At 70.8% G+C, this 15176-nt stretch carries 9 protein-coding genes; 7 read left to right on the top strand and 2 right to left on the bottom strand.

The annotated features are described in order from the left end of the window. The first annotated feature begins 434 nt into the window (after window positions 1–434). Complete coding sequence (locus tag WME79_RS14935) at window positions 435–2375, top strand: ABC transporter ATP-binding protein (protein ID WP_437535629.1); 1941 nt, start codon at window positions 435–437, stop codon at window positions 2373–2375. 211 nt (window positions 2376–2586) lie between these two features. Here WME79_RS14935 and WME79_RS14930 read toward each other — a convergent pair whose 3' ends face one another. Continuing rightward, window positions 2587–3612 carry a phosphatase PAP2 family protein gene (locus tag WME79_RS14930; RefSeq protein WP_437535626.1) on the bottom strand — a complete coding sequence of 342 codons (1026 nt, stop codon included), beginning with the start codon at window positions 3610–3612 and terminating at the stop codon, window positions 2587–2589. 1008 nt (window positions 3613–4620) lie between these two features. Between WME79_RS14930 and WME79_RS14925 the strand changes: the two genes are divergently transcribed. After that, window positions 4621–5007 (top strand): KGG domain-containing protein, encoded by a 387-nt coding sequence (locus WME79_RS14925; RefSeq protein ID WP_437535623.1) that lies wholly within the window; start codon window positions 4621–4623, stop codon window positions 5005–5007. 65 nt (window positions 5008–5072) lie between these two features. On the opposite strand, the gene WME79_RS14920 is transcribed toward WME79_RS14925, so the two are convergent. Then, window positions 5073–6860 (bottom strand): PE-PGRS family protein, encoded by a 1788-nt coding sequence (locus WME79_RS14920; RefSeq protein ID WP_437535620.1) that lies wholly within the window; start codon window positions 6858–6860, stop codon window positions 5073–5075. Between the two features lie 814 nt (window positions 6861–7674). Between WME79_RS14920 and WME79_RS14915 the strand changes: the two genes are divergently transcribed. The 5 genes from WME79_RS14915 (at window position 7675) to WME79_RS14895 (ending at window position 15061) form a co-directional block, all read left to right on the top strand. After that, a complete protein-coding gene (locus WME79_RS14915; RefSeq protein WP_437535617.1) occupies window positions 7675–9324 on the top strand; it encodes an FAD-dependent oxidoreductase in 1650 nt (549 codons plus the stop codon). 202 nt (window positions 9325–9526) lie between these two features. Then, complete coding sequence (locus WME79_RS14910; protein WP_437535615.1) at window positions 9527–10594, top strand: PEGA domain-containing protein; 1068 nt, start codon at window positions 9527–9529, stop codon at window positions 10592–10594. Next, window positions 10594–12045, top strand: a complete 1452-nt coding sequence (locus WME79_RS14905; RefSeq protein WP_437535612.1) for an SBBP repeat-containing protein — start codon at window positions 10594–10596, stop codon at window positions 12043–12045. The genes WME79_RS14910 and WME79_RS14905 overlap by 1 nt, the downstream gene beginning before the upstream one ends. A gap of 23 nt (window positions 12046–12068) precedes the next feature. Beyond that, window positions 12069–13667, top strand: a complete 1599-nt coding sequence (locus tag WME79_RS14900) for a thrombospondin type 3 repeat-containing protein (protein ID WP_437535610.1) — start codon at window positions 12069–12071, stop codon at window positions 13665–13667. A gap of 296 nt (window positions 13668–13963) precedes the next feature. Then, window positions 13964–15061, top strand: coding sequence for a hypothetical protein (locus WME79_RS14895; protein ID WP_437535607.1), 1098 nt, complete (start codon window positions 13964–13966; stop codon window positions 15059–15061). Window positions 15062–15176 lie beyond the last annotated feature (115 nt).

Genomic DNA, 15176 nt, shown 5'->3' with positions numbered 1-15176 from the left:
CCTCGACCGGCGCGAGCGACGGAACGACGCGCCCTCAGCGGACGTCACTGGCTGCGCCAGGGGCAATGCCGTAGATCCGGGACGTCGAGCGCACAACCCCTGCGTGCGCCGCAGCAGCCGATCACCACCGCCTGCTGCTGAGGCAGCAACCCCCTCCCACCCCTCCTCCACGGTCGCGGTCAAGGCAGAGCTGGCCCGGTTAGTGCTTTTGAGCGCGCGGTGCTGAACCTACGGATACGCAAGGCGGCGCATGCGGCGGCCTGGGCTGGCGACCTGCGGCCGCGCCCCCTGCGATGAGCACCCCACAACGCCGTCCGCTCCCGCCGCCTCCGAAGCCGCCCCTGCGCCGGTGCCCTGCCCCGCGCGGGGCGAACGCCGCTCGGGGGCGATGACCGTCAGCTCATGAGGGCGCGCAGGGCGCCCAGGACATCTCGGTGGAACCCAAGACCTCTCTGCAGCGCGCCCCCGGCGCTCCGGTGCTCCCGGACACGCCCTTCCGGTTCATCGTTCACTTCATCGGTCGTTACCGCGCCTGGTATCTGGCGATGTTCGTGTTCGAGTCGGCCCACGCCTCGTGCGGGATCATGATCCCGTACGCCATCGGGCAGGTCATCCAGGGGGTGACGCAGGCGTCGGGCGCTGGCCGCGCCGTGCTGAGCGGACGGCTGCGCGACGCGCTGGCGCTGTTCGTCGCGCTCATCGCCGGCGAGTTCCTGTTCAGCCGGACCGCCGGCCTCTGCCAGATCCTCGTCGGGCCGTGGCAGCGCCAGAACGTGACCCGCAATCTGTACGCGTACCTCCAGCACCACTCCCATCGTTACTTCAGCAACAACTTCGCCGGAGCGCTCGCCCACCGGATCAGCGAGACGTCGATGGGGGTCTCGCAGACCCTGTGGGCCATCCTCTTCGACTTCTGGCCCATCGCCATCGTCTTCTCGGTCTCGATCGGGCTGCTCTACCGCGCTCACCCGGCGCTCGCCGCGGTCGTCGCGGCCTGGGCGGTGCTGTTCGTCAGCATCTCCTACTGGCTCGCGACCCGGTGTCAGCCCCACGCGGTGCGCGCCGCGTCTGCGCGGAGCGAGACCACAGGCAAGCTCGTCGACTCGGTCACGAACCTCACGAGCGCGCGGCTCTTCGCGCGGTTCGGCTTCGAGCGCGAGTACCTGGACGAGCAGCTCAAACACGAGCTCCGCGCGGTGCGCAGATCGAACTGGTACTCCGAGCGCGTGCGCTGGTTCCAGTTCGCGTCCGCCGCGCTGCTCAAGGTGGGGACGCTCTACCAATCGCTCAGGCTCTGGGAGCGCGGCGACATCGGCGTCGCCGAGTTCGTCATGGCGACGAGCCTGTCGCTCCTCATCATCAACGAGGCGCGCAACCTCAGCCGCCGCTTCCTCGAGTTCTTCGAGTTCGTCGGCAACGTCGCGAACGGGGTGAACACCATCGTCCGCTCCCACGAGCTCGTCGACCGCCCCGAGGCCGTCGCCCCGACGCTCGAGCGCGGCCGGATCGAGCTCCGGAACGTGACCTTCGGGTATACGCCCGGTCAGCCGATCTTCGAGGGCCTCAACGTGACGATCCCGCGCGGCCAGCGCGTCGGGCTCGTCGGCTTCTCGGGCTCCGGCAAGTCCACCTTCGTCAGCCTCATCCTGCGCCTCTACGACATCGACTCCGGTCACATCTTGATCGACGGCGTGGACATCCGAGACATGACGCAGGACGCGCTGCACGCGCAGCTCAGCCTGATCCCGCAGGACCCGAGCCTCTTTCACCGGACGCTCCTCGAGAACATCCGCTATGGCCGGCTGAACGCGACCGACGCAGAGGTGGTCGACGCCGCGCGGAAGGCGCACGCGCACGAGTTCATCGTGCAGATGAAGGACCAGTATCGCTCCATGGTCGGCGAGCGCGGCGTCAAGCTCTCGGGCGGCCAGCGCCAGCGCATCGCCATCGCGCGGGTCGTCCTGAAGGACGCGCCGATCCTCCTCCTCGACGAGGCGACCTCGAGCCTCGACTCGATCACCGAGCAGGCCATCCAGGACACGCTGGACGACGTCATGAAGGGGAAGACGGTGCTCGTCGTCGCCCATCGCCTCTCGACCGTGGTCCACCTCGACCGCATCCTGGTGTTCGAGAACGGCCGGATCATCGAGGACGGCACGCACGCCGAGCTGCTCGCGCGAAACGGGGCCTACAAGCGGCTCTGGAGCAAACAGTCGGACGGATTTCTGCCGGAGAGCGCCGCCGAGGAGCCTGCAGCGGTGGCGGCGCCGCCGGTCCGCGTCCACGAAGCACCGCGGCTTCAGCCGGCGGCTGACCGCGCCGACGAGCTCCCGCTGGGTACTCCGCTGAAAGCGTGGGAGGCACCGCTCGCCTGAGCGGCTGCCGGCTCGAGCAGGCCACGGCCATGGGGCGACTCGGTCATCGCCCCGCGCGCCCGGGGCGACGTGCGCGTGCGCAAAGCGCTGAGCATGGCGCTCGACCGGGCCGACCTGGCCGACGTGGCCAAGGCCGGTGCGCTCGTCGACCAGGCGGGCTCTACGGCGGAGGAGCGCGGGACTGGAGCGAGTCAGCGCCGGAGAGGCGCGCTTACCGGAAGCTCCACGGCTGCGGCTGACCCATGCGGGCGCGGAGGCCCTCCTCCCAGCGGACGAGCCGCGGCGTGAGCCACGCCGTGCCCACGGCCAGTACGGCGCCGGCGACGACGTCGACCGCGTAGTGCCAGCGGAGGAGCATGGTGGAAACGATGATGTTCATGGAGAAGAACGCGGCCACCACGGCCAGCCAGAAGAGGCGCCGGTCGGTGCGGGCGCGGTGGAACGTGTACAGAGCGAACCAGAGCGGCGCGGCCGTGTGCAAGGAGGGAAAGACGTCCTTCATGGCGCCGCCGGCCTGCACGACGCTGCTCACGCAGCCCCAGAAGAAGCCACCGTCCAGCGGCCCCTGATAGAGGTGGCTCAGCGCCTGGATGGGGCCGTACGCAGGGACCGCCATGTAGCCGAGCTGGCCAACACAGTAGACGATGCAGGAGCCGACCGCGTACTCCGTCGTCCCCCGGCCGGGGCGGGCGACCCAGACCGCCAGCACCATCGAGAGGAAACAGATCAAGAAGTAGCTGAAATAGAAGAAGGAGAACCACTCCACGATCGGGCGCGTGTTGAAGCGCTCCATCCAGAGCGCTGGCTCGACGCGGAAGAGGAGCAGGTCGAGGTGGAGGAGCTCCGCGTCGACGCTATCGCTCCGGACCGTCGGCAGGAGGGTCCGGAGCGACAGGTAGTTGAGGAGGAAGGCGCCGACGAGCGAGAGTCGGTAAATGACGCTCCGGAGCAGCGGCGCCAGGAACGTGGCGCGGCGCACGAGCACGCAGACGAACACCAGGGCGGCGATGCCTGCCAGATTGCGGTTCATACACTGCGCTCGCAGCTCCGTCGGCGGCGCCCCGAGCAGGAAGATCGTCGTCAAGGCGAGATAGCCGATGAGGATCACGTCGTGGAGAGCGAACACGCCGACCAGGCCGCGCAGAGCGTCCTTCAACAGCGCGCCTTCGCGCGCGACGTCGACCAGCCCGCCGGAGCCGGCGACCTCATCGCAGTCCGTTGTGAGCCTCTCTTGCATTCGGGGACGTTCCAGGGATGGCATGGTGCGCATGGGCTGCTGACGCCGGGCCGCTCTGTATCACGTGTTCGCGCGTGGCGTCACCGTGACATCGGTGACGCTCCAGCGACCGGGAGGCAACAGGTGGAGCAACTCGGGGGCCACACCGATGTCGAGTTTTTGACGGGCCGGTTCGCGCCGCCTGACAGCGGTAGGGGGCCTCCACGCCCCCGGCATGGCCCTCCCGCGACAGCCCAACCGCCGCCTCGGCGGGCCGCTCGCGTGCGAACACGGCGACGCAGCGGCGCAGGGCCTACGCGTCGCCACGAGGTCGTCGCGTCCCCAGGTTGCGCTGCCGGGCTCCCGGACGCGCAGAATCTGCGCGACGGCGTCGCCCCTGGATCTGCGCGCCGGCTGCGCCCACCGGCTGCGCCCACAACCCCGGTCGGGGGGTCGGCATTGGTGCGATGGTGATCGAGAACGCGCACTGTCAAGCACGCTGGGCGCCGGAGCTCGATCCTCGCAGCGGGCCGGCGGCCGTGACGTCGGCGACGTCGCGAGCGCCCGAGTCGTCCACACGAGAGAGCGCGTGGATCTCGGCGCGCGCCGAGGACGAGGCGCGATGGCCCGCGCGCTCACGACCGGTGGGGCAGTCTGCCGCGCGGCGGGTCGTCCGCTGGAACGCCGATCTCGGCCGGGCTGAGCGGCGCTGGACGCAACGCGACGCAATCGGCGCTGCGCACGTCGGCGCAGAAACAGCGTCCTCCCTGGGCGCGCGCGGAGGATCGCCGTCAACCTCACCCCGCTGGAGCGCACCCTGGACGCTCCCGTGCGCTCACGAGAATCCACGGAGGCCCCGTTGGTTCCGCGTCGGTGACGTCGAGTGTCGATGGATCCCTCTTCATGGCACTCACGTTGCAGTCCCGCTGAGGAGCCGACATCGTTCAGCGACGATCCCACAGGGCACCACGCCTGGGTCGCCCCGTGAGGGTGCTGAAACGATGCGCCCTGACACCAAGGAGACGACGCATGGCACAGCAACAAGGTCAGAGCAGCAGTCGTGGGTTCGCCGCGATGGACCAGAAGCAGCAACGCGCGATCGCGAGCATGGGCGGCAAGGCCGCGCACGAGAAGGGCACGGCCCACGAGTTCAGCTCCGAGGAGGCCCGCGCGGCCGGCCGCAAGGGCGGCGCGAGCGTCAGCCAGAACCGCGAGCACATGGCCGCGATCGGCCGCAAGGGCGGCGCGGCCGTGAGCCAGAACCGCGGACACATGGCGCAGATCGGCCGCAAGGGTGGCGAGTCGCGCGGCGACGGACAGAGCGGCGCGCCAGGTGAGGGCGAGCGCGAGGGCGAGCAGGGCAGCAGCACCGCGCAGCACGCCGAGGCCGTCGAGCCGCGGCACGAGACGAACTGAGCGGCGCTGTGGCGCATCGCCGCCTGTGAACGGGCGCGCGGGAATGCCGCGCGCCCGATCTGCCGTCACGGCGACAGGGTGACGACGAAGACGTCGCCGTTGCTGCGGTCGCCCGCTGGCGCGCTGTGCTCGACGGCGGGGAGGCCGCCGCCGAGCTCGATCCGCTCCCCGTGGAAGAGGCCAGCCGCGACGGTGTTCCCGCTGTCGGTGACGGCCTGGGCCGTGGTGAAGCAGAAGACCCCATCGCGGTAGACGTCGGACCAGAGCTCCTCGGAGAAGTCCTGGCTGAGCTTTGCGACGAACGCATCGCCCGACTCAGGCGGCGCGACCGCCAAGGGCGTCCCGCCGAGCTCAAGCGCCTCCGTGAAGTAGCCACTCAACACGTGGTTGCCCCAGGGGTCCTGCGAGAAGCCCCAGACGAACTCGTCGCCGGCGGAGGGGAGCCCTCGGGCGGCGAGCGGCTCACCGGTCTCTGCGTCGAGCTGGGCCAGGTAGAGGTCGTAATCCCCGACCGCGGCGCGCTCGATGTCCGTGGGCCCGACGCGGAACGGAGCCCTGTAGTTGCCGAGGACGACAGGATGGCCGTCGAGCCCGAGGCTGACGAACTTGGCGAACTGCTCGCCGGCGGCGCCCAGCGACCGGGCCCAGACGAGGCTGCCCGATGCGAGATCGAACCGCAGGACGAGCCCATCGATGCCGTAGATCGGCTCGTCGTCACGCGAACCGTCGACGGCGCTCTCCACGACGTGGCCGTCGATCTCGAGCTCTCCGCCGAACGCTCCGGCCGCGTAGAGGGCCGACTCGCCGACCGCGACGCTGCGGAAGCGCTGCCAGCTCTCCGCGGACCCGAATCGCCGGCTCCAGACGTGGCCGCCGCCGGCGTCGAGCTTCGCAACAACGACGTTGGGACCGCCGCTCCCCTCGAGCGCGGTCCCGGGATCCTCGCTGAAATTGATGCTTCCGTCGACCATGCCGAGGACGACGATCTCGCCCGCCTCGGTGACGGCCACGGCCGTGGCGCCCTGGTCGAGCTCGCCGCCAAAGCGCTTGCTGAAGAGGTGGTTGCCGTCGGCGTCGAGCTTGGCGACGAAGAGGTCCTTCCCACCGGCGCTCACGAGCTCCGTGCTCGGGTCCGCGCCGAAGTTGAGGGTTCCCTCGAACTCGCCGGCGACGACGACGTTGCCGATCGAATCCGTGGCCACCGCGAACGCAACCTGCTCGGACTTGTCTCCGAAACGCCTGCTCCAGACGTGTCCCCCCGCCGCGTCGAGCTTCACGACGAAGAGGTCGAGATCACCCTCGCTCACGAGGACGTCCGCCTCGCCACCGAAGTTGATCGCCGTCTCGAAGCCGCCGACCAGGACGACGTTCTCGTGCAGATCCGCCGCGATCGCCTCGATTCGCTCGTTCTGAGCCTCGCCGGCGCCGAACCCCCACAGGGCATCTCCGAGGAACGCCGGAGGCTCGCCGCCACCACTGCCGCCGGCGCCGCCGTCGCCGCTTCCGCCGGCACCCCCCACCCCACCTGATGCGCCGGCGCCCGCTTCGCCACCTTGCCCCCCGGCACCTCCAACGCCACCACTGCCGCCGGCACCTCCGACTCCACCGCTGCCGCCGGCCCCTCCGACTCCACCGCTGCCGCCGGCGCCCGCTTCGCCACCTTGCCCCCCGGCACCTCCGACTCCACCGCTGCCACCAGCGCCCCCTTCACCGCCTTGCCCGCCGCCACCTCCGGTCCCGCCCTGCCCGGCGACGCCGCCTTCGCCGCCTTGGCCGCCGGCGCCGCTCGCCGACGAGGTGACGCCGTCCTCAGGCTCCGAGTCGCAGCCGTTGCAGCCCAGGGGAAGTCCCATGCTCGTCAGAAGGGCAATCCGAGCCACTTTCGTCACGAAGTGCGCTTTCATCAATCCTCCATGTCTCGACGAAGAGCCCGAGCCGCGGGCGCTCGGTGGAGCCAAGGCCGGTCCGGCACCCCCTTGCTGTGGGCTGTCGAACGTCCTCAATCTGCTGTGTCGTGGACGTCAAGTACGCGTGCGCGCGGATCGAATCAAGCAGCTGTCGCGGCGAATTCGTGGCAACGATCGGCTACGCATGGATCCGCCGGAACGACGCGTCCCGCCTGGACGGCGCGCCTCGCCTGGACGGCGCTCCCCGCTGACCAACCGTTCTCTTGCACGCGGCCCGCGATGGGCTCGGACGCGCGCCGCGCGCGTCGCAGGTTTGCCTCATCGTGGCAGAATGCCTCACCGTGAACCCTGCGGCACGTCCGGCAATCATGCCGCGCCGGGCGGCGGTGGGCGCGGTACGCGATCTGCATCGTCCGACGAGCGATGTGGGTGGCTTGGCTCCTGAGCGCCACGACTCTCTTTGCGCTCGCGCTCTTCGCGTGCAGCGGCGACAAGAGCCGCGCGGGCAAGCGTCGGCGCGCGGGAGGCCGGCGTAGCGAGAGGGGCCTGACGAGTTCGCCCGAGCGCGCGTTCGCGCGCGAACGAAGAGCGCCGCCGGCGCGCGTCCCCCCGCGCGCGCCGGCGGCGCGGCGGCCATGGAGGCCGCGTCCGGGGCGTCTGGCGCTGCAGATCATCACACCTCCCGGACGGCGGACCCCACGACCGATCACCGAGACGAAGCGCCGAGCCAAAGCGCTCGGCGTTCAGACGCGGAGCGCCTATGACGGAGCGAGCCTACGATAAGAACACCGCCTGGACCCACGCCGTCATCCCTCCGATGACCCCCCTCGCGACCGACCACGAAGCCGACGTGTGCGTTGTTGGCGCGGGGATCGCCGGGCTGACGACGGCGTACCTCCTCGCGAAGGCCGGCAAGAGCGTTGTCGTCCTCGACAACGGCGCCATCGGCGGGGGCGAGTCAGGGCTCACCACCGCGCATATCACGCACGCGCTCGACCGGCGCTGGGCCTCGCTCGCGAAGCTCCACAGCGGAAGCCGCCTGCGGCTCGCCGCAAGGAGCCACACGGCGGCGATAGAGACGATCGAGCGGATCGTCACGGAAGAGAAGATCGACTGCGACTTCCGGCGCGTCCACGGCTATCTCTTCGCGGCCCCGGGGTCCCCCCCGGCCACCCTCCGGGACGAGATCGAGGCCGCGCACCGCGCCGGGCTCGGCTCCACTCATTACGTCGACCGCGCGCCGCTGCTCGATTTCGATACGGGGCCGGCGGTGCGTTTCCCCGATCAGGCGCAGTTTCATATCCGCAGGTACCTCGCGGGGCTCGCGCGGGCGATCGAGCGCGACGGCGGCAAGCTCTATACGCTCGCGCACGTGGTCGACGTCGACGAGGACGCCGTGCCTCATGACGTCGTCGTCAGGACGGCCCGCGGGCACCGGGTGATCGCCGGCGAGGCCGTGCTCGCCACGAACTCGCCCTTCATTCCGCGCATCGCGGTGCACCTGAAGCAAGCCGGCTACCGGACCTACGTCGTCGGCTTGCGCATCCCCCGGGACGCCGTCCCGCCGGGGCTCTACTGGGACACGGCCGAACCGTTCCATTACATCCGACTCGCCAACATCGACGGCGCGGACGGCCCGGACGAGGTGCTCCTCGTGGGAGGAGAAGACCACAAGACCGGCCAGGCCAGCGACGCGGACCAGCGCCACGCGCGGCTCGAGGCGTGGGCGAGAGAGCGCTTCACGCAGGCGGGCGAGGTGCTGCACCGCTGGTCCGGCGAGGTGATGGAGACGGTCGACGGGCTCGCGTACATCGGTCGCGTCAAGAAGGGATCGAGGATCCTCATCTCCACGGGCGACTGTGGCAACGGCATGACGCACGGGACGATCGCAGGCCTCGTGATCTCGGACCTCGTGCAGGGCCGCGAGAGCCGGATGGCGTCGCTCTTCGATCCCACCCGCGTCAACCTGAGCCTGGCCGCCGTCTCCGAGTACGCAAAGGAGAACCTCAATGTGGCGTGCCAGTACGCCTCATGGCTCGGCAAGGGCGATGTCGATGACCTGGCGCAGATCGCGCCTGGCGCCGGCTCCGTCGTGCGCAGGGGCCTGAAGAAGCTCGCCGTCTACCGCGATCCGCAAGGGCAGATCCACGAGATGTCGGCCATGTGCACCCACCTCGGCGGCGTGGTCTCGTGGAACTCCGCGGAGCGCAGCTGGGACTGCCGCTGTCACGGCGCCCGCTTCGACGCCATGGGCCGCGTCCTCCGCGGGCCGGCGACGGCCGATCTCGCGCCGATCGCGCCGAGCGAGGCGCCTCTCAGCGCCGGCGGATCGGTCTCGCCGCCGAAGGACAAGGAGGGGGTCGCCCGCCCGGCTGCCGTGCCCCTGCCCCAGAGTCGCCCGGCCACGTGAACGGACCGAGTCGCGAGCGCCAACCTACGGTGAGCGCAATGGACGTGGGTCGACGTGATCAACGTGATCGACGCCATACGCGATGCGCGCGCCATGGGCCCATGAGCACGATGCGCGCGCGCTGGCGTAGTTGACCCCCGCGCAAGCGGCGTGCGATCATGATCGAGTAGTCCGGGACAGTCCCGGGCGGCTTGGTGATGAGATGAATTTGTTGCGCCCCCGTGCCTCCCGCGCCGCAGGCATAGCCCTGGCTGTCCTCTCGGTCGCCGGGGCAGTTCCGGCGCGGGCCGAGCCCTCGGCGGCCGATCGTCAGACCGCGCGGACGCTCCTCATCGAGGGGCGCAAGAAGCGCGACGCGGGGGACGTCGCCGGCGCCCGCGAGGATTTCCAGGCGGCCCATGCGCTCGTGCGCGCCCCCACGACGGGGCTCGATCTCGCGCGCGCCGACGAGGCGCTCGGTCGCCTGATCGAGGCCCGGGAGGCGGCCTACGACGTCGTCCACCTGCCCCTCGGGAGCGACGAGCCGCCGGTGTTCACGCAGGCGCGGGCGGCCGCCGCGGCGATGGTCGAGCAGCTCGAGGCGCGCATCCCGTCGCTCCAGCTGCGGGTCGAGGGCGCGGCGCTGGACCAGCTCGAGGCGCGCGTGGACGGCCAGCCGATCCCCCGCGCGGCGCTCCCCTACCCGCGCAAGCTCAACCCCGGTCGCCACGAGGTGGTGGTGACGGCGCCAGGCTTCCAGACGGCGCGGCGCGAGGTCACGCTGAAGCAGGCGGAGCGCGCGCCGGTGGAGGTCCGCATCCGCCTCGTGCCGGGGCAGTCGACCGAGCCGAAGGCAGGCGCAGCCGCAGGTGGGAGCATGGGCGCCAACGTGGGTGGAGGGCAGCTGCCGCCCCCGGACGCGCCGACGGAGCCCCGCGCGCCGGTGCCGCTGTGGGCATGGACGGCGGGCGGCGTGGGGCTCGCGGCGCTGGCGGGGGGCGCGGTGTTCGCTGTCGACCACATGGGCGCGCGGGCTCGCGTCGAGGAGGAGTGTCCCGGGTCCGTGTGTGATCGGGGCATCCACGACTTCGAGAGCATGGAGGCGCTCCGGGCGCGGTGGAACCGCAGCCTGGGGCTGTCGGTGACGCTCGGCGCGGTCGGCGTCGCCGGCGTGGGCGCGGCGCTGGGCGGCATCCTCCTGCGGCCCGGGGCGGGCGGCGAGCGGGCGTCGTCGCTCGTGCCGATCGCGACGCCCACGGCGCAGGGCGTGATGTGGCAGGGGGTGTTCTGATGAGGGAGCGGCGGTTCTACCCGGCAACATCTGGCGCGGCGCTCGGCGTCGTGATGATCGGCGCTGCGGCGCTCGGCGCTGCGGCGCTCGGCTGCGCTCCCGAGCTCAGCCTGTCGACCCCCGTGGGGGCCGGCGGCGAGGGCGGCGGCGCACCGCCGTCGGGCGGCGAGGTGCAGTGGGCGCGCGCGCTCGGGGGCGACGGGGAGCAGGCAGGGGCGAGCGTGGCCGTCGCCGACGACCGCACCGCGGCGCTCCTCGGCAGGCTCACGAAGGCGGAGGACGTGGCCCTCGACGACGAGAGCGTGACCCCGATCGGCGAGGAGAACGTCTTCTGGGCGCGGCTCTCGGCGAGCGACGGGTCGGGGCTCGGGCTGAAGCGCTTCGGTGCGTTCGATCCGCAGACGGTGAACGCGCTCGTGCCGGACGGGAACGAGGGCCTCCTGGTCGCGGGGGAGTTCTCCGGCACGCTGGAGTTCGGCGGCGAGCCGCGGACGAGCGCCGGCGGGCGAGACGGCTACGTCGCGAGGCTCGACGCGGAGGGGCAGGAGCTGTGGCTGCAGCCGCTCGGGGGCATCGGCTTCCAGGCGGCGACGAGCGTGGCGACGACGGCGACGGGGCGCCTCGTCGTGGCCGGCCGCTTCTCGGGCGCGCTGCACGTCGGCGAGGACCGGATCGAGAGCGCCGGAGGCAGCGACGTGTTCCTGGCGAGCTTCGACGCCGACGGCGCGCCGCTCTGGAGCGAGCGGTTCGGCGACGGCTTCGATCAGCAGGCCCGCGCCGTGGCGATGGACGAGCGCGGCAACGCGATCGTGGTCGGAGATTTCGCCGGCACGCTCGATCTCGGGGGCGATCCGCTGGAGAGCGCCGGGGATTTCGATGTGTTCGTGGCGAGCTTCGACGCGCTCGGCAAGCACCGCTGGAGCAAGCGCTTCGGCGACGCGGGGCCGCAGCGGGCCAAGGCGGTCGCGGTGGACGGGGCGGGCAACGTGATCGTGGGCGGGGAGTTCGGCGCGACGATCGATCTCGGCGGGGGCCCTCGGACGGCCGGAGAGCACCCGGCGGTGTTCGTGGCCAAGCTCGATTCAACGGGCGAGCACATCTATAGCCGGGTGATCGGCGAGGAGGGCGCGTCGCTGGGTCAGCTCCTCGTCGACGGCGTGGGGGACGTGGTCGTCGCGGGGGGGTTCCGCGGAGACACGACGTTGGCGGACGGCTCGATGACGAGCGCGGGGGGCGACGACGTGTTCGTGGCCAAGCTCGATCAGGAGGGCGGCTACCGGTGGAGCCACCGCTTCGGCGGCGCTGGCGCGGACCGGGCGACGGGCGTGGCCATCGACAGCGACAGGCAGGTCTACGTGACCGGCGCGTTCACCGGGAAGGTGACGTTCGGGGACAAGCGGATCGAGGGAGGCGAGGGCACGGACGTGTTCGTGACCAAGCTGTCGCCATGAAGGCCATGAAGGATGGAGGCGCGATGAAACGTGCGGGGACGAGGGGCGTGCGGTCGCGCGGGCGACGGTTCTCGGTGGGGCTCCTGGCGGGCCTGTTCGGGCTGATCCTGCCAGCGACGGGCTGGGCGGAGGACCCGGATACCGATCTGGATGGGGTCGTGGATTCCCAGGACAACTGCGTGCAGACCCAAAATCCGGACCAGGCGGATGCCGACAGCGATGCTGTCGGCGATGCGTGCGACGACTGCCAGTCCGTCGCCAATCAGGATCAGCGGGATTCGGATTCCGACAGCGTCGGCGACGCTTGCGACAACTGTCCTGTCGCGATGAACCCGGATCAGTCGGATGCGGAGGCGGACGGCACCGGCGACGCCTGCGACGACGATGACGACAACGACGGCGTCCTGGATGCCAACGACAACTGTTCGTTCACCGCGAACGACGATCAGGTGGACTCCGATGGAGACGGCACCGGCGACGTTTGTGAGGCCGGTGACGACGACGGCGACGGCATCGACAACGACGTCGACAACTGTCGCGACGTCCCGAACTCGCTCCAGCAGGACAGAGACGACGACAAGATCGGCGATCTCTGCGACAACTGCCCTGCCACGCGCAATCCGAACCAGGAGGACAGCGACGGCAACGGCATCGGCGACTTCTGCGAGCCCGACATCGACGCCGACGGCGACGGGCTGCGCAACGCAGAGGACAACTGCCCTGCAGATCAGAACCCTGGCCAGGAGAACGCGGACGGGGACAGCCTCGGGGACGCCTGCGATCCCGACAGCGACGACGATGGCGTGGTCGACGTGGAGGACAACTGCGCTGTCGTATCCAATCTGTTCCAGGAAGATACGGACGGCGACGGCACCGGCGATGCCTGCGAGGACGACGACGACAACGACGGCGTCGTGGACGACAGCGACAACTGCCCGCACGTGCCCAACCAGGATCAGACCGACGGCGACAGCGACGGCCGCGGCGACGCCTGCGACCTCGGGGCCGACGTCGACGGCGACCGCGACGGCATCACGGACGAGACGGACAACTGCCCGCACGTGCCGAACCCCGATCAGACGGACGCCGACGACAACGGTGTGGGCAACGCTTGCGAGGACGTCGACGGAGATGGCCTGAGCGACGCAGCGGACAACTGCGACGAGGAGTACAACCCCGATCAGGCCGACAGCGACGGCGACGGTCAGGGCGACGCCTGCGAGGCAGACGACGACAACGACGGCGTGCCGGACGAGCACGACAACTGCACCTCCGTCCCCAACGCGGATCAGGCCGACAACGACGAGGACTATCAAGGCGACGCCTGCGACGTCGATGACGCGGACGACGACAACGACGGCGTCCCGGACGGCGACGACAACTGCCCGCTCGCGGCCAACGCGGATCAGGGGGATGACGACGCCGACGGGGTCGGCGACGCCTGCGACGACAGCGGCGGTGCGGGCAGCAGCGGCGGCGGGTCCACGGAGCCGGAGGTCTCGTCCGGGCTGGTCTGCGCGATGCAGCAAGGCGAGCGCGGCGGTACGCTCGTCGGCCTCGTGGCGCTCCTCGCCGGCGCGCTGGGCCTGGGCGCCCGCCGGCGGCGCGATCGCGCGGCGTGACCGCCGCTGCGCGCGGCCCTGGCGCATAAGGGCCACGCGACCCCATGAGAGCGGCGAGCGTGCCCGCTCGGCTGCCACCCAGAACCAGAAGAGAAGAGGAAACCGCGAGCACAACGTGGGTTATCACCCCACGACCACACGCGGGTTTCGCGATGGCTCCGCGTTTTTTTCGCGATCGGTCATTTTTCTGAGCCGTGACATGACCGCGGCGGAACTGCTCCAGATGAACGCGCCGGTAGTCCCGCTCCGCAGCTCGCGCTGCGGACGGGAGCGCCTGAGCCACCTCTGGAGACACCATGCGCCTAGCTCTCTCTCTCTCTCTCTCGTTGGTGACCGCCCTGGTTGGACTCACCCTCAGCGCCGGCTGTAGCGACAGCACCGTTGACGGCGCCGCCCCTTCCGGCGGCGCGGGAGGAGGCGGCAGCGCGAGCGGCGGCGGCAGCGCGAGCGGCGGCGGCAGCGCGAGCGGCGGCGGCAGCGCGAGCGGCGGCGGCAGCGCGAGCGGCGGCGGAGCTGGCACCGGCGCGTCGGGCGGAGGCATGGCGACCCCGACGAGCATCGTTGAGTGCCAGGGCAAGACGTACGCGTGCGGGGATCTCGTCGACAACGACGAGGATGGGCTCCTCGACGCGCAGGATCCAGACTGCCTCGGCCCGTGCGACAACACCGAGGGCAGCTACTACGGCGGGATCCCTGGCCAGGCGGGGCCGGCGTGTACCGTCGACTGTTATTTCGACCAGGACTCCGGCTCCGGCAACGACGATTGCCACTGGAACCACAAGTGCGATGAGCACGAGGTCGCGCCCGGGTTTCACCCGGAGTCCATCAACGGGACGATGTGCGCCTATGACAGCGGGGCCTCGACGCCGGGCGCCGCTGGCAAGAGCTGCAGCGATCTCAACGACGAGCAATCCGATATGTGCCATACGATCTGCGGTCCGCTCACGCCGAATGGCTGCGACTGCTTCGGCTGCTGCGAGCTGCCGGCAGGCGGCGGCAAGTACGTCTGGCTTGGCTCCGACGCCGATGGCACCGGTGAAGGCTCCTGCTCGCGCGGCCACGAGTCCGACCCGGCCCGCTGCGAGCCCTGCACGCCTGTGGATGCGTGCCTGAACAAGTGCGGCCACTGCGAGCTCTGCCTTGGCAAGGACACGCTGCCAGACGACTGCTTCGAGTCCGGCACCGGCGGAGGGGGCGGCGGCGTTGGAGGCGGCGGAGCCGCGACAGGCGGCGGCGGCGGCGGCGGCGACGCGACCGGCAGCGGTGGCGGGCCCACCGACGAGCCCCAAGGCCAATGCGCGACGGGGGTCCAGCCGTGCGGGCTCTCCGGCCAGGAGCCTTGTGCCGCAGGCTACTACTGTATCACCGGCTGCTGCCAGGTCATCCTGAACTAGCCCTTCGCTGGACCCGGTTCTCCCTGGATTCGAGGACAGGGATTGAACCATGAAAGACACAGAAGAACCGGAGGGATGTGTTCCCCCTGCTCGGTGCCCGCCGCGCCTGCGTGAT

Source organism: Sorangium sp. So ce726, assembly GCF_051521405.1.
In the GTDB taxonomy this organism is placed as follows: Bacteria; Myxococcota_A; Polyangia; order Polyangiales; family Polyangiaceae; genus Sorangium.
This window is presented reverse-complemented; position numbering and strand designations above follow the sequence as displayed.